Source organism: Janthinobacterium sp. 75 (assembly GCF_004365495.1).
Taxonomy (GTDB): domain Bacteria; phylum Pseudomonadota; class Gammaproteobacteria; order Burkholderiales; family Burkholderiaceae_D; genus Janthinobacterium.
On the sequence record NZ_SORD01000001.1, the window covers coordinates 3,893,031 to 3,912,128 of the forward strand.

At 62.0% G+C, this 19,098-nt stretch carries 16 protein-coding genes and 1 pseudogene; 5 read left to right on the forward strand and 12 right to left on the reverse strand.

Translation table 11 applies throughout. From position 1 onward, the window contains the following. Positions 1 to 8: 8 nt before the first annotated feature. Positions 9 to 1,151 carry an SDR family oxidoreductase gene (locus tag C8C89_RS17750; RefSeq protein ID WP_133993482.1) on the forward strand — a complete coding sequence of 381 codons (1,143 nt, stop codon included), beginning with the start codon at positions 9 to 11 and terminating at the stop codon, positions 1,149 to 1,151. A 24-nt stretch (positions 1,152 to 1,175) separates the two neighbouring features. On the opposite strand, the gene C8C89_RS27055 is transcribed toward C8C89_RS17750, so the two are convergent. Then, positions 1,176 to 1,334: a hypothetical protein gene (locus C8C89_RS27055; RefSeq protein ID WP_166674782.1), complete on the reverse strand. Its 159-nt coding sequence runs from the start codon at positions 1,332 to 1,334 to the stop codon at positions 1,176 to 1,178. 236 nt (positions 1,335 to 1,570) lie between these two features. On the opposite strand from C8C89_RS27055, the gene C8C89_RS17755 reads away from it, so the two are divergent. Further along, complete coding sequence (locus C8C89_RS17755) at positions 1,571 to 1,906, forward strand: hypothetical protein (protein WP_133991439.1); 336 nt, start codon at positions 1,571 to 1,573, stop codon at positions 1,904 to 1,906. Between the two features lie 100 nt (positions 1,907 to 2,006). Here the strand turns inward: C8C89_RS17755 and C8C89_RS17760 are convergent, their stop codons facing one another. From C8C89_RS17760 to C8C89_RS17775, 4 genes are all read right to left on the reverse strand, one after another. Continuing rightward, positions 2,007 to 3,443, reverse strand: coding sequence for a catalase (locus tag C8C89_RS17760; protein WP_133991441.1), 1,437 nt, complete (start codon positions 3,441 to 3,443; stop codon positions 2,007 to 2,009). A 299-nt stretch (positions 3,444 to 3,742) separates the two neighbouring features. Beyond that, positions 3,743 to 4,435: a tetratricopeptide repeat protein gene (locus C8C89_RS17765; RefSeq protein ID WP_133991443.1), complete on the reverse strand. Its 693-nt coding sequence runs from the start codon at positions 4,433 to 4,435 to the stop codon at positions 3,743 to 3,745. Between the two features lie 56 nt (positions 4,436 to 4,491). After that, positions 4,492 to 6,588 (reverse strand): bifunctional 2',3'-cyclic-nucleotide 2'-phosphodiesterase/3'-nucleotidase, encoded by a 2,097-nt coding sequence (locus C8C89_RS17770; RefSeq protein WP_133991445.1) that lies wholly within the window; start codon positions 6,586 to 6,588, stop codon positions 4,492 to 4,494. A 114-nt stretch (positions 6,589 to 6,702) separates the two neighbouring features. Next, entirely contained in the window at positions 6,703 to 7,743 is a 1,041-nt protein-coding gene (locus C8C89_RS17775) for a hypothetical protein (protein WP_208327721.1), read from the reverse strand. A gap of 276 nt (positions 7,744 to 8,019) precedes the next feature. Here C8C89_RS17775 and zigA point away from each other — a divergent pair, with 276 nt between their 5' ends. Genes zigA through C8C89_RS17790 form a run of 3 tightly spaced genes read left to right on the forward strand, consistent with a single transcriptional unit; the run spans position 8,020 to position 11,058 of the window. Further along, complete coding sequence (zigA, locus tag C8C89_RS17780) at positions 8,020 to 9,246, forward strand: zinc metallochaperone GTPase ZigA (protein ID WP_133991447.1); 1,227 nt, start codon at positions 8,020 to 8,022, stop codon at positions 9,244 to 9,246. Positions 9,247 to 9,265: 19 nt separating this feature from the next. Next, complete coding sequence (locus C8C89_RS17785) at positions 9,266 to 10,273, forward strand: GTP-binding protein (protein WP_133991449.1); 1,008 nt, start codon at positions 9,266 to 9,268, stop codon at positions 10,271 to 10,273. Continuing rightward, complete coding sequence (locus C8C89_RS17790; RefSeq protein ID WP_133991451.1) at positions 10,270 to 11,058, forward strand: hypothetical protein; 789 nt, start codon at positions 10,270 to 10,272, stop codon at positions 11,056 to 11,058. Before C8C89_RS17785 ends, C8C89_RS17790 begins: the two co-directional genes overlap by 4 nt. A 561-nt stretch (positions 11,059 to 11,619) precedes the next feature. Here C8C89_RS17790 and C8C89_RS17795 read toward each other — a convergent pair. The 7 genes and pseudogenes from C8C89_RS17795 to C8C89_RS17825 form a co-directional block, all read right to left on the reverse strand. Continuing rightward, positions 11,620 to 12,045 carry a transcriptional repressor gene (locus C8C89_RS17795; protein WP_034787417.1) on the reverse strand — a complete coding sequence of 142 codons (426 nt, stop codon included), beginning with the start codon at positions 12,043 to 12,045 and terminating at the stop codon, positions 11,620 to 11,622. A 104-nt stretch (positions 12,046 to 12,149) separates the two neighbouring features. Continuing rightward, positions 12,150 to 13,508: an alpha/beta hydrolase gene (locus C8C89_RS17800; protein ID WP_133991453.1), complete on the reverse strand. Its 1,359-nt coding sequence runs from the start codon at positions 13,506 to 13,508 to the stop codon at positions 12,150 to 12,152. Positions 13,509 to 13,616: 108 nt separating this feature from the next. Beyond that, positions 13,617 to 14,495, reverse strand: a complete 879-nt coding sequence (locus C8C89_RS17805) for a proteasome-type protease (protein ID WP_133991455.1) — start codon at positions 14,493 to 14,495, stop codon at positions 13,617 to 13,619. Positions 14,496 to 14,585: 90 nt separating this feature from the next. Next, complete coding sequence (locus tag C8C89_RS17810; RefSeq protein WP_133991457.1) at positions 14,586 to 15,395, reverse strand: transglutaminase family protein; 810 nt, start codon at positions 15,393 to 15,395, stop codon at positions 14,586 to 14,588. Then, a pseudogene (locus tag C8C89_RS17815) lies at positions 15,395 to 16,343 on the reverse strand (alpha-E domain-containing protein). Before C8C89_RS17815 ends, C8C89_RS17810 begins: the two are co-directional and overlap by 1 nt. Beyond that, positions 16,337 to 17,791 carry a circularly permuted type 2 ATP-grasp protein gene (locus tag C8C89_RS17820; RefSeq protein WP_101481288.1) on the reverse strand — a complete coding sequence of 485 codons (1,455 nt, stop codon included), beginning with the start codon at positions 17,789 to 17,791 and terminating at the stop codon, positions 16,337 to 16,339. Before C8C89_RS17820 ends, C8C89_RS17815 begins: the two are co-directional and overlap by 7 nt. A 128-nt stretch (positions 17,792 to 17,919) precedes the next feature. Continuing rightward, positions 17,920 to 19,077, reverse strand: coding sequence for a HAMP domain-containing sensor histidine kinase (locus tag C8C89_RS17825; RefSeq protein ID WP_133991459.1), 1,158 nt, complete (start codon positions 19,075 to 19,077; stop codon positions 17,920 to 17,922). Positions 19,078 to 19,098: the final 21 nt, after the last annotated feature.

Here is a 19,098-nt window from a genome sequence, read left to right on the forward strand (position 1 = left end):
GCGCAAACATGGCGCAAGGCGCTCCCGCCGGCGGCCCGGCGACAGGCGCGTATGCGCTGGCCTGCGCGCAGCTGGCCAGGGAACCGCGCCGCTGGCTGGTGACGGGCGTGGCCGGCTTCATCGGCTCTCACCTGCTGGAAACCTTGCTGCAGCTGGGGCAGGAAGTGCGAGGCCTGGACAATTTCCTGACGGGCCACCGCCACAATCTGGAACTGGTGCGCGCCAGCGTGGGCGAAGCGGCATGGCGGCGTTTCACCTTCATCGAAGCCGATATCCGCGACCCGCAGGCATGCGCGCGCGCGTGTGGCGCGCCGACGCAGGCCGCCAGCGTTGGCGACGGTGAAGCGGAGACTGCCGGCTGCGGCCGTGCCGGGACTGGCGGTCCTGTCGACTACGTGCTGCACCAGGCGGCGCTCGGTTCCGTCTCGCGCTCGCTGGAAGACCCGCTGCTGTGCCACGCCGTCAATGTCAGCGGCTTCCTGAACATGCTGGCCGCCGCGCGCGACACGGGCGTGCAGCGCTTCGTGTACGCCGCCTCCAGCGCCACCTATGGCGACCACCCGGCCTTGCCGAAGGTGGAGCAGCACATCGGCGCGCCCCTGTCGCCGTATGCCTTGAGCAAGTATGTCAACGAGTTGTATGCGCAGGTGTACGCGCGCTGCTACGCCATGCAGACGGTGGGGCTGCGCTACTTCAATGTCTTCGGCCCCAGGCAAGACCCGCTGGGCGCCTACGCGGCCGTCATTCCCCGCTGGATCGCCGCCATGCTGGACGAGCAGGCCGTGTACATCCATGGCGACGGCGCCACCAGCCGCGACTTCTGCTTTGTGCACAATGCCGTGCAAGCCAATATCCTGGCCGCCACGCAAGCCGATCCGGCCGCCGTGAACCAGGTCTACAACGTGGCCGTCAACGCCAGCACCAGCCTGACGCAGCTGCACGCCACCATGCAGCAGATGTTGCTGGCCGCCCGCCCGCAGCACGTGCCGCTGGCGCCGCAATATGGCGCATTCCGCGCCGGCGACGTGCGCCATTCGCAGGCGGACATCGCCAAGGCGGCCCGCCTGCTCGGCTATGTGCCCACGCACGACCTGACGCAGGGCTTGCGGCAGACCATTGCCTGGTATGTGGCGCAGGCGGACCTGGCCTGAGGTGCGCATCGGTTGCGCAGGAGGTCAGCATGGGTAGCGTGCCATCAGATCCGGCGTGGCGAGCAGTTCGGCCATGTGCGCCTTCACGGCTGCGCGCACTTTCTGGAAGCGGCCGTGCTCGCGCAGGCGGCTGAGGATGGCGAACACGGCCGCCGCATGGACAGCGTGCGCAAGGAGCTGCACGTCGCAGACTGCGGGCACCCCGCCGGGCAGCAGCGGCAAGGGACGAACCGAGAGTTGTACACTTGATCATTGTCACAGAAAACGGCGTGGCGGCGTGATGCTACCTTGCACTGCGCGGCCTTTTGCACGATGATGAGATGGTCAGGTGTGGCTGCCATGCATGGCCTGACGGGCAAGAGGCGCTGCCGTGCCTCCTTGTTCCATGCGTGCCATGGGCAGCATCGGGAGGATGTGTCATGTCAAACAGTAAATTCGTACAAGCGCCATACGCCGTTTTCGAGGATGGGGCCATGCCATATGTGCCGGACGAGGCCAGTGGCCACGCGGTGGCGGGCTTCGCTCATGCGGCCCCGCCACCTGGCCGGCTGGAAGCGGCAAAGCGGCGCCACGAGCGGGCGCTGATGGCGATCGATGGGGTCGAAGGCGTCAGCCTGGGACAGACCGCCATCGGCGGCGAAGCCCTCGTCGTGTATCTGCATGATGCGTCCGTCAGGCGGCGCGTGCCGTCGCAAGTCGATGGCTATCCGGTGGAAACGAGCATCACGGGCCAGGTCGATATCGAGCGCAGCTAGGCAAGCGCCTCTGGCCACCAAGTCGCACGGTGTTGCGGGCCAGGCCTGTTGCCAGGCCTGGCGCCGCCGTCTTTCATGCCTGCCTGCTTTCAGCCTGCCCTTATTTGCTCAGGCGGCCGATCGCTTCGGCCACGCCCGCCCCATAAGCGGGGTCGCACAGGGTACAGTTGCCGATGTGGCGTTGCTTGACTTGCTCCGAGGCGCCCGAGATGGCGCGCGCCGTGTTGTCGAACAACACTTGCTGCTGTGCCGGGGTCATCAGGCGGAACAGGGCCCGCGGTTGCGAAAAGTAATCTTCGTCGACCCGGTGGTTCCAGTGGTCGGCCGCGCCTTCGATACTCAGCGGAGGTTCGCGGAAATCCGGCTGCTCGGCCCATTCCTGTTCGCTGTTCGGCTCATAGGCCAGGGTTCCGCCCTGGTTGCCGTCGACGCGCATCTGGCCGTCGCGGTGGTAGCTGTGGAACGGGCACTTTGGCGCGTTGACGGGGATAAGGCTGTGGTTGACGCCGAGGCGGTAGCGCTGTGCGTCGCCATACGAAAACAAGCGGCCTTGCAGCATCTTGTCAGGCGAAAAACTGATGCCGGGCACCACGTTGGCCGGGTTGAAGGCAGCTTGTTCCACTTCCGCGAAATGGTTGTCGGCATTGCGGTTCAGTTCCAGCACGCCCACCTCGATCAGCGGATAGTCGCCGTGCGGCCACACCTTCGACAGGTCGAAGGGGTTGATGTGATATGTGCCTGCCTCTTTTTCCGGCATGATCTGCACGTACAGGGTCCAGCGGGGAAAATCCTTGTTCTCGATGCTTTCGTACAGGTCGCGGTGCGAGCTTTCGCGGTCCTTGCCCACTAGCGCCTCTGCTTCGGCGTCCGTCAGGTTTTGTATCCCTTGCTGGGTTTTAAACGTGAACTTGACCCAGAAACGCTCGTTTTGCGCATTCAGGAAGCTGAAGGTATGACTGCCGAAGCCATGCATGTGGCGGAAGCTGCGCGGCAAGCCCCGGTCGCTCATCACCACCGTCACCTGGTGCAGCGCTTCGGGCAGCGAGGTCCAGAAATCCCAGTTGCTGTTGGCGCTGCGCAAGCCCGTGCGCGGGTCGCGCTTGATGGCGTGATTTAAATCCGGGAATTTCAGCGGGTCGCGCATGAAAAACACGGGGGTGTTGTTGCCGACCAAATCCCAGTTGCCTTCTTCCGTATAGAACTTCAGGGCAAAGCCGCGGATGTCGCGTTCCGCGTCCGCCGCACCCCGCTCGCCAGCCACCGTGGAAAAGCGTGCGAACATGGGCGTTTGCTTGCCCACGGCGCCAAAAATCTTCGCCCGGGTGTAGCGCGTGATGTCGTGCGTGACGGTAAACGTGCCGTGCGCGCCGGAACCCTTTGCATGCATGCGGCGCTCGGGGATGACTTCGCGGTCGAAGTGGGCCAGCTTTTCCAGGAACCACACATCTTGCAAGAGGGCAGGGCCACGCGGGCCGGCCGTCTGGATGTTCTGGTTGTCGACGACAGGCGCGCCAAAGGCGGTGGTCAGCTTTTTCATTGGACTCTTTCTTATAGGGAGGTCAACGGACGAGCCAGGGCCTACCCAAACACTGGCTGGGCTGAACGCGTACGACGCGCTCACCGAGGCTGGTCCAGAGTAACAAATTTCTAAAAAGCAAATACAGTGTGCTATTTCGGGGCCGGCAACAGCCCCGCCGCCTCCACGGAAGCAGCTTGTTCATCATAGCCCCTCGGCAATGTCCAGTCCAACACGATTGACCTGGCCCAAAGCGCAGCGTGATTTTCTGGCGCTAGCGATATGTGGCATCCAGCAATACGGCTTGACATTGAACTGGCTTAAAACTTGTTCCAGTTATTGTGCCGGTGTTCCGTCGCTTCCTTCATCAGATGCCCCGCGCGCAGAGCGTCGTCCGCCTGCACCGTCATGGCCAGTTCCTGGATGGCGGGCGGGTATTCGTGGTGGGCCGCTTCTTCCAGCAGGGCATGGCCTTTGACCAGGTCGCGCTGCACGCCGCGGCCTTCGCGGTAGGCGTTGTACAGCAGGAACATGGCGTGCGGGTTGCCCAGCTCACTCGATTTTTCCAGCCAGCGCGCCGCTTCGCTTTGATCTTTTGGCACGCCTTCGCCGTTCGCTGCCAGCAAGCCCAGCATCAATGCCGCCTTCGCATGGCCTTGCTGGGCCGCTTGCCGGTACCATAACCAGGCCTGGCCGGGCGCTGCCGCGCGCAGCATTTGCCCCAGTTCGAATGCCGCTTCCGTATCGCCGGCGCGGGCCGCCTGTTCGAACAGACTCAGCGCCTCGGCGCGGCGTTCCGGACGGGGCTGGTAAATCAGCGCCAGTTCGCGCTCGGCGACGGGGATGTCCTTGGTGGCCCAGCTGCGCACACGGCGCTCGGCCTGGTGGTCGCCCGCCTGGCGCGCATGCATGGCCACGGCTTCGATTTCAGCCGGCGTGGGCGGCGGCGATGCCTGGCAGGCGGCCAGGACGGCAGCCAGCACGACGGCGGGGAGGGAGAGTGCATGTTTCATCTGGATCACCTTTCATCAAAACAGGCCGGAACCACCGCAGTCCCGGCCCATGGACCTTATTTGCTCAGGTCGATGCGGTACTTGGCGAAACCGCTGGCGTCGAGTCCGCCTTCAGCCGCCACGTTGGCGATACCGTTGCCTTGCGCCAAGGCCAGATGGCCCGGTGCCGAACGCAGGATCACGGGGCCGGCCGTGGCTGTCTTGACGAAGCTCCAGCTGCGTGCGCTGCCATTGGCCGCCAGGGTCACCTTGCCGCCCTTGGTGCTGAGCGACGCCAGGTAGTTGCTGACCACGGCCTGGTTCGCATCGGGCGACTTGATGATGGTCTTGCTGCCATCGATGCCCGGCACGGCGCCGCCGCCACCGGCGCGGTAGTCGTTGGTGGCGACGATGAAGTCATCGCCATCGGCCACGGGTGCGCCCTTGTACGTGAGATTGACGATGCGGCTACCGACCTTTTTCGTCACGTCGATCTGGTATGTGAGAGCATTGTTTTCCGCGTAGAACACGTCATAGTTGTAAATCGTGCCATACGACGGCACCAGGTCTTGCTCGGCCGTGGCGCTCGGGTCGATCTGATTGAATTGCTTGGCCGACGTTTCCAGCCACGCCTTCAAGTCCGAACCCTTGATTTTGACGGCTTGCAGGTTGTTGTTGCTATATAAATACAAGTCGCCCGGATTGCGCACCTGCAAGCCGATTGGTGCGGCTGGCGTCGCGCCTGCAGCCACGTCCGTGAAGTCCGATGGCCCGTTGCGGCCCGCCTTGAAAGGCGCGCTGCACGAGATGACGGGGATGTTCTTGTAGCTGGCCAAGGTGGCATCCGTGCTGGTGGCGATGAAGTTCTTCACGTAATCGAGCTGGGCCTGGTTCACCAGCTGGATGGCGCTGACGTCGCCCACCAGCGCAAAATAGGCGGACATTTCGAAATCCGTGCTGATGCCCAGCGGCTGCTTGGCATAGGCGATGGTGGCCGCGTGCTCGGTGGCGACCAGGGGCGCGATGGCCGGGTCGGCTTTCACGAGGGTCGTGCCATCCGTGTACTTGAAGCCGCGCGATTCCACCGTCGTCTTGGCCGGCTGTACTACCCATCGCCCGCCCTGATACACCATGGTCAGCTTGATGATACCCAGACGGCGGCCCCAGCTTTGTGCCATGACGGTGGGCACGCCATTGACGAAACCGTTGACGGCGTCGATCTTGGCGCTGGCGGGGAAGGCGGCAAACGACGCGTCCAGCGCGGCCGCGCCCGTTTCTTTACCCTTCGGGAAGATCAGGTGCGAATGGCCGATCATCAGTGCGTCGATGCCCGTGCTGGTCAGGTGATAGCTGCCGTTTTCCATCTTCGGGCTGTAGGCGCTGGTGTCCAGGCCTCCATGCGACAGGGCCACGACGAGGTCGGCGCCCTTGCTGCGCAGTTCCGGCACGTATTGCTTGGCCGCTTCCTGCACGCCAGTCACGCTGACCTTGCCAGCGAGTACTTTTTGATCCCATTCGAGGATTTGCGGCGGCACAAAGCTCAGCACGCCCACATTGATCTTCACGGTCAGCTTGCTGCCATCGGGTGCCGTGGCGGTGAAATCGCGGGGCAGCAGGGTGTAGGGCTGGAAGATGGGCTTGCCGCTGGCTACGCCGACGACATTGCTCAGCACGGAAGGGAAGGCGGGCGCGCCGCAGGTGCCCGTCGGCTTGGCCACGCCGGGAATGCCGAAATCCGTGTTGGTGATCTGGCTCAGGTAGGGCAAGCCATAATTGAATTCATGGTTGCCCATGCCGCCCGCATCGTATTTCAGCGCGTTCATGGCCTTGTGCACGGCCAGAGTGCCGGAGCAGGGCACGGGCGCGGCCACGGCTTGCAGGTCGGCCAGCAGGGTGCCCTGGATGACGTCGCCATCGTCAAGCAGCACATTGTTCGGGTTTTCCGCGCGCGCCGCCTGGATCAGGGTCGACGTGCGCTCCAGGCCCAGGCTGGTGTCTTCGGCCAGCGCGTAATAGTTGTAGCTCAGGACGTTCGAGTGGATATCCGTGGTTTCCAGTAATGCCACGGTGACCGTCGTCCCTTCTTGAATGACCTGCGCCGTCGTCGAGCTGCCGTTGCAGCCAGTTAAACCTGCACTTGCCAGCGCCGCCAGCATGACCCAATTTGTTTTCATTACCGCCCTCGGAAAGATTCAAAGGACGCGACTGTAGCGCCGCCATATGACGCGCCGATGACAGCCGTGCAAGGCGCATGGATACACGCTGCCGCGCGATGGCGCGATTGCGTATCAATGCGCCGGCAGTTTTTTCAGCACTTCATTGCTAAAGTAAGGCTCGTCTTCTACCCAGAAAATATAGTTCAGACCCAGGTAATTGCGGGCAAAATCGAGCAAATCTTCCACGGAATTTTTTTTCCTGGTACGGGGATTGATCTGGCGCAGGTTGCCGTCCTGTACGGCCATGCCCTTGACCAGGTTCGCAGGGTAGTCCTTGATAAAGCCGTAACTCTGGCCCATATGGCTTTTTCGATACGGCATCAGGTCAGGACCGCCCACGCCCATATGCAGCGTTTGCGCTTGCGCAAACAGGCTGCGCATATAGCCCTTGTCGGTCCACGGCAGCCATTCACCCGGCAGAAAGTTTAAGTACACCATGGTGGTGGTGTGGGGAAAAGCAGTGGCCAGTACCTGCATGTTTTCCTTGATGGCATCCACATATTCTTGCGGCTTGAAATCATCGGGGAAAGTAGTATTTCCCTTGCTGTCCTCAACGCCAATGTCGATCGAGCTTTCGCTGAAATTAATGCCCTCGATTTTCCCGTCGAATTCCTTGCCCAGCGCCCGTATCAAGCGTTGATAGCGCTCGCGTACCGGTGCTTCCCACATTTTTGGCGACCAGCCGTACTCATCATCCGTCACCGGCTTGCGCGGGTCGCGTTCCGGCGCCGAAAGCATGCTTTGCTTGATGATGCCGCCATGGTAGCGAGGATCACTGAGCAAATAGGCCGGCACGTTATAGCGTGGCGTGAATGATTTTTCCTGCAGTTGTATCCACAGTTTTTTCCCGATTGAATCGAGATAGGCGATGTCGTGGCGGATCGCCGCAAAATCATAACGGTCCTGTTCCGGCTCCAGGCTGCGCCACGTGTACACGATTTGCGCGCCGCTGAAACGGGGATCGTTTAGTGCTTTATCCGAGGTGATGTTTTCCCCGTTCAGTTCGCGGTGATTAAAGTAAATATAGTGTTTGATCGGGTGTTTTATTTCTGCGGCAATCGCACTGCCCATCATCAAAATAACTAATGCAAGAAACATTGTATAGCTGCGCAAGATCATCGATTCCTTGGAAACTGTGAGAATTTGACTGTTCAGTCGCCATGCGCTTGCTTCGATAGCATGGCCGACACAATTTCACTATAGCACCTTGAGGAGCGTGGTCCTTGACTGCACGACATGTCGTGAAATGCGAGTGTGTAGCAAGGTTTCTTTCGTCATGGTGGGTAACGATTGCCATGCAAATGCAAGTAAGTTGCATTATAATTTAAAAATGCAACTAAGCTGCATTTACGTCCACCATCACGAACTCACCAATCCGAAGGATTACCCATGACCCAGCGCAAACTCCCCGTCACCGTCCTGTCCGGCTTTCTCGGCGCCGGCAAGACCACCTTGCTCAACCACATACTGCGCAACCGCGAAGGCAAGCGCGTGGCCGTCATCGTCAACGACATGAGCGAAGTCAATATCGATGCCTCGCTGGTCAAGGACAGTGCCGAGGCGGCCGGCGCGGCCCTGTCGCGCACGGAAGAAAAACTGGTGGAAATGTCCAATGGCTGCATCTGCTGCACCTTGCGCGACGATTTGTTGCTGGAAGTGCGGCGCCTGGCTGCCGAAGACCGTTTCGATTACCTGCTGATCGAATCGACGGGCGTAGGGGAGCCCATGCCCGTGGCCGCCACCTTCGACTTCGAGGATGAGCACGGCGACAGCCTGAACGACGTGGCGCGCATCGACTGCATGGTCACCGTGGTCGACTGCGCCAACCTGCTGGCGGATTTTCACAGCGAAGACAGCCTGGAGCAGCGCGGCGAGATCGCGGGCGAGTGCGACGACCGTCAATTGGCCAATTTGCTGACGGAACAGATCGAGTTTGCCAATGTCATCGTCCTCAACAAGGTTGACATGGTCGATGCGGATGCGCGCCGGCGCGTGCTGGCCATCCTCAAGGCATTGAATCCGGCAGCGCGCATCATTGAAACCAACCAGTCCGTCGTGCCGCTGGACGCCATTTTGGGCACAAACCTGTTCGACCTGGAGCAGGCGGCCGCCATGCCGGGCTGGGCGCAAGAGCTGGCCGGCATCCATACGCCGGAAACGGACACGTATGGCATTCACAGCTTCGTCTACCGGGCGAAAGAGCCTTTCCACGCGCAGCGCCTGCATGACTATGTTTCCCGGCCGATACCTGGCGTGGTACGCAGCAAGGGCTATTTCTGGCTGGCCAGCCGGCCCGAATGGGTGGCCAGCCTGTCCGGAGCAGGCAAGCTGATGAATATCGAACCCGTGGGCCTGTGGTGGGCCTCCGTGCCGAAAGATCGCTGGCCGACCGATGCGGCCTCGCTGGCGGAAGTCAAAGCGGGCTGGAGCGAAACGTATGGCGACCGCTACCAGGAACTCGTCTTCATCGGCCAGGACATGGACCAGGCCGCCATCGAGGCGGACTTAAAGAAATGTCAACTCAACTACACTGAAACGCGCCAGGGCATGGCCGCCTGGCGCAAGTTGCCCGACCCGTTTCCCCAATGGCAACGCATGGAAGAACTGGAAGATTAACCATCGATAGGAACGCACCATGACAGAACTGATCCCCGTCACCATCATTACGGGTTTTCTCGGCAGCGGGAAAACCACCTTGCTCAAGCGCATATTGCAGGGCGATCACGGTGTGCGCATCGCCGTGATCGAAAATGAATTTGCCGCCGAAAGCGTCGACCATGGCTTGCTGGTGCAAGATAGCGACGAGCAGATCGTGGAAATGAACAATGGCTGCATCTGCTGCAGCGTACGTGGCGACCTGATCCGCATCCTGGGCGAATTGCAGGCCAAACGGGCCGCCGCGATGATCGCCTTTGACCACGTGATCATCGAAACGACAGGCTTGGCCGCGCCCGGCCCCGTGGCGCAAACCTTCTTTGCCGAGCCGTCCGTCAGCGAGTTTTTCATGCTCGACGCCATCCTGACGGTGGTCGACGCCCGCCATGCGCAACAGCAATTGACGGCGCACAAGGAAGCGCAGGAGCAGGTTGGCTTTGCCGACCGCATCCTGCTGTCGAAGACGGACCTGGTCAGCAAGGACGAGCTGGCCGCGCTGCGCCAGCGCCTGGTCGCCATCAATGGCCGCGCCAGCATACAGAAAGTGCGCTTTGGCAATGTACCGCTGCGCGATATCCTGAACATTCGCGGTTTCAATTTGAACGCCATCGTCGAGCTGGAGCCGGATTTCCTGGGGGAACTGGGCCACCGCCATGGCGACGGCGTGCAATCGTTCGTGTACCACCAGTCCCAGCCCCTCGATTTGCTGCAGGTGGAAAACTTCCTTGACGCCGTGGTGCAGCTGTTCGGCACCCAGCTGATACGTTACAAAGGCATTTTGTATGTTGCCGACTTGCCATGCCGCGCCGTCTTCCAGGGTGTGCACATGCTGATGGGCTCGGAACTGGGCGCGCCATGGCGCGACGATGAGACGCGCGCCAGCAAGATGATTTTCATCGGTCGCGACCTGCCGCAGGAGATGCTGACGCGGGGCCTGGACCGCTGCGTGGCAGGCGCGACCAGCGCCCCCAGCCTGGCGGCCGCATGAGCGTGGACGCGGGCTTGCCCGCCCTGGCGCTGATTTTCCTGCTCGGCATGCGGCATGGTTTGGAGCCGGACCATCTGGCCGCCGTCGATGGCCTGACCCTGCGCAGCCAGTCCGCCCATCCGCGCTGGGCGCCGTGGATGGGCGGACTGGCTGCGCTGGGGCATGGCGTCAGCGTGCTGGCCATCGTGGCTGTCGCCGCGCTGGCCTCAAGGCATTTCTCACCATCGGAAGCCGTGTTCGGCTGGCTGGAGTGGCTGCCCATCGCCTTGCTGCTGCTCATCGCAGCCCTGAACGCGCGCAGCTTGCTGGCGGGCGCGCAACTGGCCGAGGTGCGCACCCGGCTGCTACCCCGCTGGGTGCGGGACACGTCCGGGCCGCTTGCCGCCATCCTCGTCGGCATGCTGTTCGCGCTGGTGTTCGACACGGCCGTGCAGGCGGCCGCCTGGGGCTATGCGGCCGTGGCGCTGGGCGGCATGGAGCCGGCCTTGCTCACTGGTACGGTGTTTGCCGTGGGCATGGGCGTGACGGATACCTTCGATGGCTGGGTCACGGCGAAAGTCATGCGCACCGGCAAGATTGATATCGTGCGGGCCTTCCGGCGCCGCCTGGGCTGGCCCATCGTCGCCATCTGTGTGGCCATGGCCGCCTGCATGGCCGCCGGCAAGCTGAACGACGCCTGGTCGCTGCCGGAAAGCTGGATGGCGTCACTGGGCGGGGCCATGGTATTGCTGATGGCGGCCCTGTACGGCTGGACCTTGCTAGTCTTGCGCCGCGCGCCTGCGTAAGGGCAGGCCGTGGGCAGGATGGAAAAAAGCCGAACTCCATCAGGCACGCACCGGCTATCGTCATCCGCCTGCTGACGCCAGCAGACCCCGCCGCCTCTGCGCACTGCACCTGCGCGCCATCCTTGATTCGCCCAGCGCGTTTTCATCTTCGCGCGAGGACGAACTGGCGCGCGCAAGAAGAACACGCGCAGCGCATCGCCGGCGGCGCCCTGTAGCGCGGCTTAGGCGCCTTCGACTGCGAACGCCTCGTGGGCTTTGCCGGTCTGCGGCGCGAACCGCTGCGCCAGCTGTGGCACAAGGCCTTGCTGTGGGGCGTCTGCGTCGATGTGGCGCAGCGGGGTAAGGGGGGGGCGTCGCGTCCCGTCAACGCCTGCATGGAACAGGCCGGGACGGACCCTGCAGTCATATATAAGCGTGAATGCGGAAAACAATGCCACACGGCAATTATATGAATCGCCGTGATTTATCCCGTATGGCACGGAGCCGCGCTCTATGCGCGTGGGCAATTTTTTTATGACGAGCATCACCTGGCCTGGCTGCTCAAGTGATGTCAGAAGTGCCTTACTTGCAGCGGGGGCACAGGCCCTTGATCAAATAATCGACTTCGCCGCCGCTGAAACCTTCCGGCAACAGCACGGGCGGTGGCAGCTTGACTTCATTGAAGCAGGTGACGTTGGCGCATTTGGTGCACTGGAAGTGCGCGTGTTCGTGCGCCTGGTGGCCAGCGCCCGCGCTGAAGCGCCACACTTGGTCGGCACCCGCGATGCGGTGCACCAGTTCATTTTCCGTCAACCATTCCAATACCCGGTACAGGGTGACGGAATCGATATCGCTGTCCTGCGACAATGCCTGCTGGATTTCATGGTGGGTCAGCGAACGGCTTTGCGCCATTAAAAAGTCGAGCACCTTCACGCGCGTCTTGGTGACGCGGGCGTTGGTATTGCGGATCAATGATTCGGCTTGCGGTGTAGAAGATGATGTCAACATGATATGGCCTGCTTGCGGGGGATCGGCTGACGGCGTCATCGCCGTGCCCGTTGCCACCCTCTTGGCCGTATCTTAGCATGCGTGCCCACTAGCATGAAGCCGCGTCATGGTTTGAACGTCCAGTAGCGGCCGGCTACTGTATCGACGGGGTCGAGAAAACGCTGGTCGGCACGCGCATGGTTGCGTATCAAATAGAATATGTCGGACAGGGCAGAGCGCTTTTCCGCAAAGTAGGCGTGCTTCATGAAACTCGTGTCGACTCCCGTGGCGTCGATGGTTTCCACGCCCGCCACGATCAGCATGGCGGCGCCGCTGTCGCCCGCGCGCGGGTAGCCGTGCACGGCTTGCGAGGCGGCCAGGGCCAGGTCTTGCGACGAGGCATATAAAGTGATGGGGTTGCGCGCGCCGGCCAGTTTCGGCGCGATATCATGCTTGAAGATGGCGGCGTCGATGTCGGGCGCGGACAAGATGATTTCCGTGATCTTTTGCGCCAGCTGCGGCTGCGCGGCCAGCAAGTCGGCCACGGCGCGCGCCAGGCCCCGGCTGCCCATGCTATGTCCCACCAGATAGACTTGCGCCGCTTCCGTGCTGGCGAGAAAGTCGGCCAGGAAATTGGTGATATGGGGCGTGCTCCACTCGATATTGTTTTCGTCGATGGTGTAGCCGGCCAGGTCGCCGCGCGACGGCCAGCTGTAGAAAACGGGCGCGCCATCGAAACCCAGGTCGTAGGCCATTTGCCCAGTGCGCCGCGCCGCATCCTCGAAACTCACGTTGTAGCCGTGCACGAAGACAAAGGCGCTCTTGCCGGCCGAGGCGCGGATCTGCGTTTTCAAGGCCGCAAAGAACAGCTCGCGGTCTTGCACCACGGCGTCCAGCAGCACGACATGCTTGGCCGGGTCGTCGCGAAATTCCAGGCGCCACAACGACGGCGATTCCAGCTGGCCCATGCGGTGGTCGCGGGGGATGCTGATGTCGCAGCTGCCATAGCTGAGCAGGCCATCGCCGCCGCCGTTGCCGCTGCTCATTCCTTTACTGCGTTCGCCGCTGAAGCGCTGGGCGGGCGGCTTGCCCACGTCGCGCTGGCGGTCCGTGGCGAAATACACTTTCATCACCGCATAATTGGACACGACGGCGCTTTTATCGGCAGGTGCGGGCACCGCTTGCACTTCAGGTATTTGGGGGAAAGGCCGCTGCAACGCATCGAGCAAGCCTTGCGCGGCGAACAGGGCTTCCATGTCATCAGGTACTTTCGCGCTGGACAGGGCGGCCGACAGGGCCAGTTGCAGCCGGGTATGGTCCGGCGCCGCCTCCACGGCGGCGATGGCGGCCAGGATGGAGGCCGCGCTGTCGAACTTGGCGATGGCCCGCTTGAGCCTTTGAAAATGGCTGGTAACGGCTTCGGACGCGTGGTCAGGCGCGCCCTGTCCGATGGCCGCCACGACGGCGGAAGTAATCAAGTCCATGCGCCACCTGCCTTTCAGGTCAATCTGGATTGAATGTCAAGCCATATTGCCATAAAAGCACGGTAGTGGCGATTTGTCCAGCACCGCGCGCGGGCGGTGCGCGGCAGATCAATGCTGTTTGTCGTCGCCGAACTGCTGCGCCAGCGATTGCAAGGGCGCCACCGTCAGGCCGCCGCGACTCACGTGCTCGGGAATGGCCACGCGCACGGGCTTGCTGTGCATGTTGGCCGACGACAATACGTTCGTCGTGGTTTCCGGCGCCGCATTCCACACGGGATCGACGATGCCTTCGAAAACATGTTTCAATTGCTCACCCCAGGTGTCGCGGATCATGCGGAAATACTGGTTCTTTTCATCGATGGTGACGAAGCGCGTGACGGCCAGGCTGCCCGTCTCGTAGACGAGCAGATCGAGCGGCAAGCCAACGGAAATGTTCGAACGCAGGGTCGAATCCATGGAGATCAGCGCGCACTTGGCCGCTTCGTCCAGGCGCGTGGCCGGGTTGATCACCCGGTCGATGATGGGCTTTCCGTATTTCGCTTCGCCGATCTGGAAATACGTGTTTTCATCGTGCGATTCGATGAAATTGCCGGCCGAATACACCTGGAACAGCCGGCAGCGTTCGGCGCCTATCTGGCCCCCTAAAATGAAGCTGACATTGAAATCGATGCCGCACTCGGCCAGGGCCTTCGCTTCGCGCTGGTGCACGGTGCGCACGGCTTCGCCCACGATGCGCGCCGCATCGTACATGCTGGCCACGTTCCAGATACTGCATCCATCTGCATCCACGTGTTCGGAGACGATCTGGCGGATCGCCTGCGAGATTGACAGGTTGCCGGCCGTCATCAGGACCAGCATGCGGTCGCCCGGGTTTTCGAACACGCTCATCTTGCGGAAGGTGCCCACCTGGTCCACGCCGGCGTTGGTGCGGGAGTCGGACAGGAAGACCAGGCCTTCGTTGAGGCGCATGCCTATGCAATAAGTCATCGTCGTAAATCAAGTCAAAAGGGTGGACATTCTACACCAGCCGGGCCTTGCCACCTGCTGGCAAGGCCCGGCCAGCCTCATTCCTGCCAGTTACACGGGCACGATCTGCACATCGACCCGCAACGTTTCCGTGCCGCCACCCTGGCGCACGCCGCGCACGGGGGCGGCCGAATCATAGTCACGCCCGATGGCCAGGCGGCAATACGCGTCCGTCATCAGGCGCGCATGCGTGACGTCGATGCTGACCCAGCCTGCGAAATCCGTGTCTTCCGTCCAGGCGTCGACCCAGGCGTGACTAGCCGCATGGCCCGTCGTGCCCGGATCGATATAGCCGGACACATAGCGGGCCGGGATGCCCCAGGCGTGGCAGCAGGCCAGGAACAGATGGGCGTGGTCCTGGCACACGCCGCGTCCCAGCGCCAGGGCATCGCCAGCGGTGGTGGTGACCATGGTGGCACCGCTTTCATACGCCACCTTGCCGACGATGTGCTCGGCCAGGCGCAGCAAATGTCCCGTGCCGGCCGTCACCCGGCGGTCCGGCAGGCTGGCAGCCGCCAGTTCAAGGATGGCGGGGTTAGCCTGCGTCAGGGGTGTCGGCATGGTAAACAAGAGCGGCGACAAGGTGTCGATCAGGTTCAGCCGTCCCTTGTGCGGGTAGATGGTGTCCACCACGCCGTGCGCCACCAGGCTCAGGGATTGATGGCTGCCGCTGATGGTCAGCATGTGCGACAAATTGCCGTAGGCATCCGTATAAGCGTGGCACCGGCCTGGCGTGGTGATCTGCCAGGACAGGGCGCGCTGCTGCGGCTCGATACGCGGCGTCAGATGCAGCTGCTGGATGGTGTAGGCCAGCGGTGCACTATAGGCGTAATGGGTTTCGTGGCGGATGGTGAGCTGCATCAGGCCGCCAGGGGAACGAGGAAGTCGCGGCTGACCCGGTTGCCCAGCTCATAAATGTTTTCCAGAAACTCCGTCAATGTTTGGTGCAAGCCAGCCTTCATGATGTCGTCGATATGGCCAAATTTTAACTCGGCATGCAATTTGCCGGCGAACCGCTCCGTATCGGCCGACACATCGTTGCGGATATGCTTCAGATTTTCCACCACGTCATCCATGCAGGCCAGCAAGGATCTGGGCATGTCGCCGCGCAGCATCAGCAATTCCGCTACCCGCGCCGGGGTGATCACGTCGCGGTAGACCTTGCGGTAGATTTCAAAGCCGGAGACGGAGCGCAGCAGGGCCGCCCAGTAGTAAAAGTCGCGCTGGGTGATGTCTTTCGACGTGTCGCGCGCGCCGTGGAACTTCACGTCGAGGATGCGCGCCGTGTTGTCGGCGCGCTCCAGAAAGGTGCCCAGGCGGATGAAATGGATGGCTTCATCCTTGAGCATGGTGCCCAGGGTCACGCCGCGCGACAGGTGCGAGCGGTACTTGACCCATTCGAAGAACTGGCTGGGGTCCGTTTCCAGCAGATTGCTCTTCAGGCGTTTCTGCATGTCGAGCCAGGTGGCGTTCTGGATTTCCCACACTTCGGTCGTCAATGTCCCCCGCACGGCGCGGGCGTTTTCGCGCGCGCCCGTCAGGCAGGCAGGCCAGGATGGAAGACGGGTTGTTCGGGTCGCGCACCATGAAGTCGAGTACGTCGCGCGTATGGAAGCGGCCATATTTGTGGTCATACGCGCTTTGCAGTTCGGAAATACCCAGGGTGGCGCGCCAGCCCTGTTCCGCGTCCTGCTCGGACTGGGGCAGCATCGAGGTCTGCATGTTGACGTCCAGCATGCGCGCCGTGTTTTCCGCCCGTTCCGTGTAGCGGGCCATCCAGAACAAATGATCGGCAGTGCGGCTCAGCATGTTTTTTCTCCTGCAAAAGCGGATGTGGCTTCCAGTACCCAGGTATCCTTGGTGCCGCCCCCTTGCGAGGAATTGACTACCAGCGAGCCTTCGCCCAGCGCCACGCGGGTCAGGCCGCCCGGCACCATGGAAATCGTCTTGCCAGACAGCACGAACGGGCGCAAATCGATATGGCGCGGCGCAATGCCGGCGTCCACATACGTGGGGCAGGCGGACAGGGCAAGTGTAGGCTGGGCGATGTAGCCGCCCGGATTGGCCAGCAGGCGCTGGCGGAAATCCTCGATCTGCGCGGCGCTCGATGCCGGGCCCACCAGCATGCCATAGCCGCCCGCGCCATGCACTTCCTTGACCACCAGCTTGGACAAATTCGCCAGCACGTAGGACAGGTCGGCCGATTTGCGGCACTGGTAAGTGGGCACGTTGTTGAGTATCGGCTCCTGCGACAGGTAAAACTTGATCATGTCGGGCACGAAGGGGTAGATGGACTTGTCGTCGGCCACGCCCGTGCCGATGGCGTTGGCCAAGGTGACTCTTCCGGCCCGGTAGACGGACAGCAGGCCTGGCACGCCCAGCGAGGAATCGGAGCGGAAAGCCAGCGGATCGAGGAAATCGTCATCGACGCGGCGGTAGATCACGTCGACGCGCTTGGGGCCGCGCGTGGTGCGCATGTACACGGAGTTGTCGTTGACAAACAAATCCTTGCCTTCGACCAGTTCCACGCCCATTTGCTGGGCTAAAAAGGCGTGTTCGAAGTAGGCGGAGTTGTACATGCCGGGTGTCATGACGACGACCGTTGGGTCATCCACGCCCATGGGCGCGACGGAGCGCAGGTTGTCGAGCAGCATGTCCGGATAATGGTCAACGGGGGCGATGCGGTTGCGGGCGAACAGTTCCGGGAACAGCCGCATCATCATCTTGCGGTCTTCCAGCATGTAGGACACGCCCGAAGGCACCCTTAAATTGTCTTCCAGTACATAAAATTCGCCCTGGCCGGCGCGCACGATATCGACACCGGCGATGTGCGCGTAGATGTCGGAGGCGACGGAAATACCCTGCATTTCCGGCCGATACTGGGCATTCTTGTAGATTTGCTCGGCAGGAATGATGCCCGCCTTGATGATGTTTTGCCCATGATAAATATCATGGATGAACATGTTCAAGGCTTGCACGCGCTGCACCAGGCCCGTTTGCATCTGCGCCCATTCGGCGGCGGGGATGATGCGGGGGATGGTGTCGAACGGTATCAGGCGCTCCGTGCCGGCATCGTCGCCATACACGGCGAAGGTGATGCCGACCCGGCGGAACGTCAGGTCGGCTTCGGCCCGCTTGCGGGCGATGGTCTCGGGGGATTGCTGCGCCAGCCAGTTGTCAAATTCACGATAGTGTTCACGTACCTTGCTGTCCGTACCCACTTCATCCGCAGTCATTTCATTGAAAAAATTTGCCATGTTGTGATTTCCCTTGAGCCGTGTCTATGTATAGCTCAGCAGGAAGCGTGCCAACAGGGTGGCCTCGAAGATGTGCAAATATGACCACTTTTGTGGCGTTGCGGCGTTCTTCGCACCGATTTGGTGCGCTAACTGTCACTCTTGGGGAAGTCGGCGGGCTGGACGAAGGGACGGCAATCGACGGGCACGTCAAAGATGAAGCTGGTGCCCGTTTCAGGTGCGCTGTCGACGGCGATGCTGCCGCCGTGGCTTTCGGCCACGTTCTGCACGAAAGGCAGGCCGATGCCCCAGCCTGGCGCGGGGCTGTCGTTCTCGCGGCGCAGGTAGTCGAAGATGCGTTCGGCCTGCTCCGGCGCGATGGCCTGGCCGCCATTGTGGACGGTCATGATCAGGCGTTCGTGGACCGCTTCCACGTGCACGCTGATGGGCGCGTCGTCGCCGTACTTGATGGCATTGCCGAGCAGGTTTTCCAGCGCGCGTCGCAGCGAGTTCTCGCACCACCAGCCGACGACAGGTTGGCCGTTGACCTGGCATTTGTCGGGCAGCTGCAGATTGACCTGACTGGCCACGGCGTGCACCAGGGGCAGCACATCGAACTGGCTCAGGGCAAGCGGCAGCCGCTGGCCCTGGTGGTAGCTGAGGCTATCGAGCAATTCCTCGATCATGCTGTCGAGCCGTTTGCTGTGCTCGGCAATCTTGTGCGCCAGCAATACCACCCGTTCCGGGTCCACTGGCCTGAGCAGCAACTGGGCGCTGGTGCTGATAACAGCGAGGGGGTTGCGCATGTCGTGCGACAGACCGGCCGCGATGCGGCGCCGGAAAGCTTCGTGCATGTTGGTAAATTCGCGTATCGATTCGCAGATGCCCACGTCGATGGACTCGTTGATGACATGCCAATCCTTGCTGCGCAGGGTGATACCTGATTCATGCGCGACGGCGGCAAAGCAGTCGCGGAAGATCTGGTATTCCTGGATTACCTGTTCCGGCCCGTAATTCGTCATGCGCGCCCGCTCATTGCCATGCACGGCGGGCACGTTACTGTTGCTGGCGGCGTTTTCGCGCGGGTGGCCCGGGGTCAGTGCTTCGGCCAGATTATCGAAAAAAGCGGGCAGGGTGTTGGTGAGTATGGGCTTGAGCAACTGATCCGCGCCGCGCACGCTGGCCCGCACGCGCTGTTCCCAGACGCCAAGGACGGCGTCGCGCATGGCAAAGATGCGCTGTGCGCGCTGCAGTGGATGGCGCGCGCCCGCCTGGCGGTCCGCCTGATGATCCGTGGCAATATTCACCTGAACTCCCTGACAGGAATG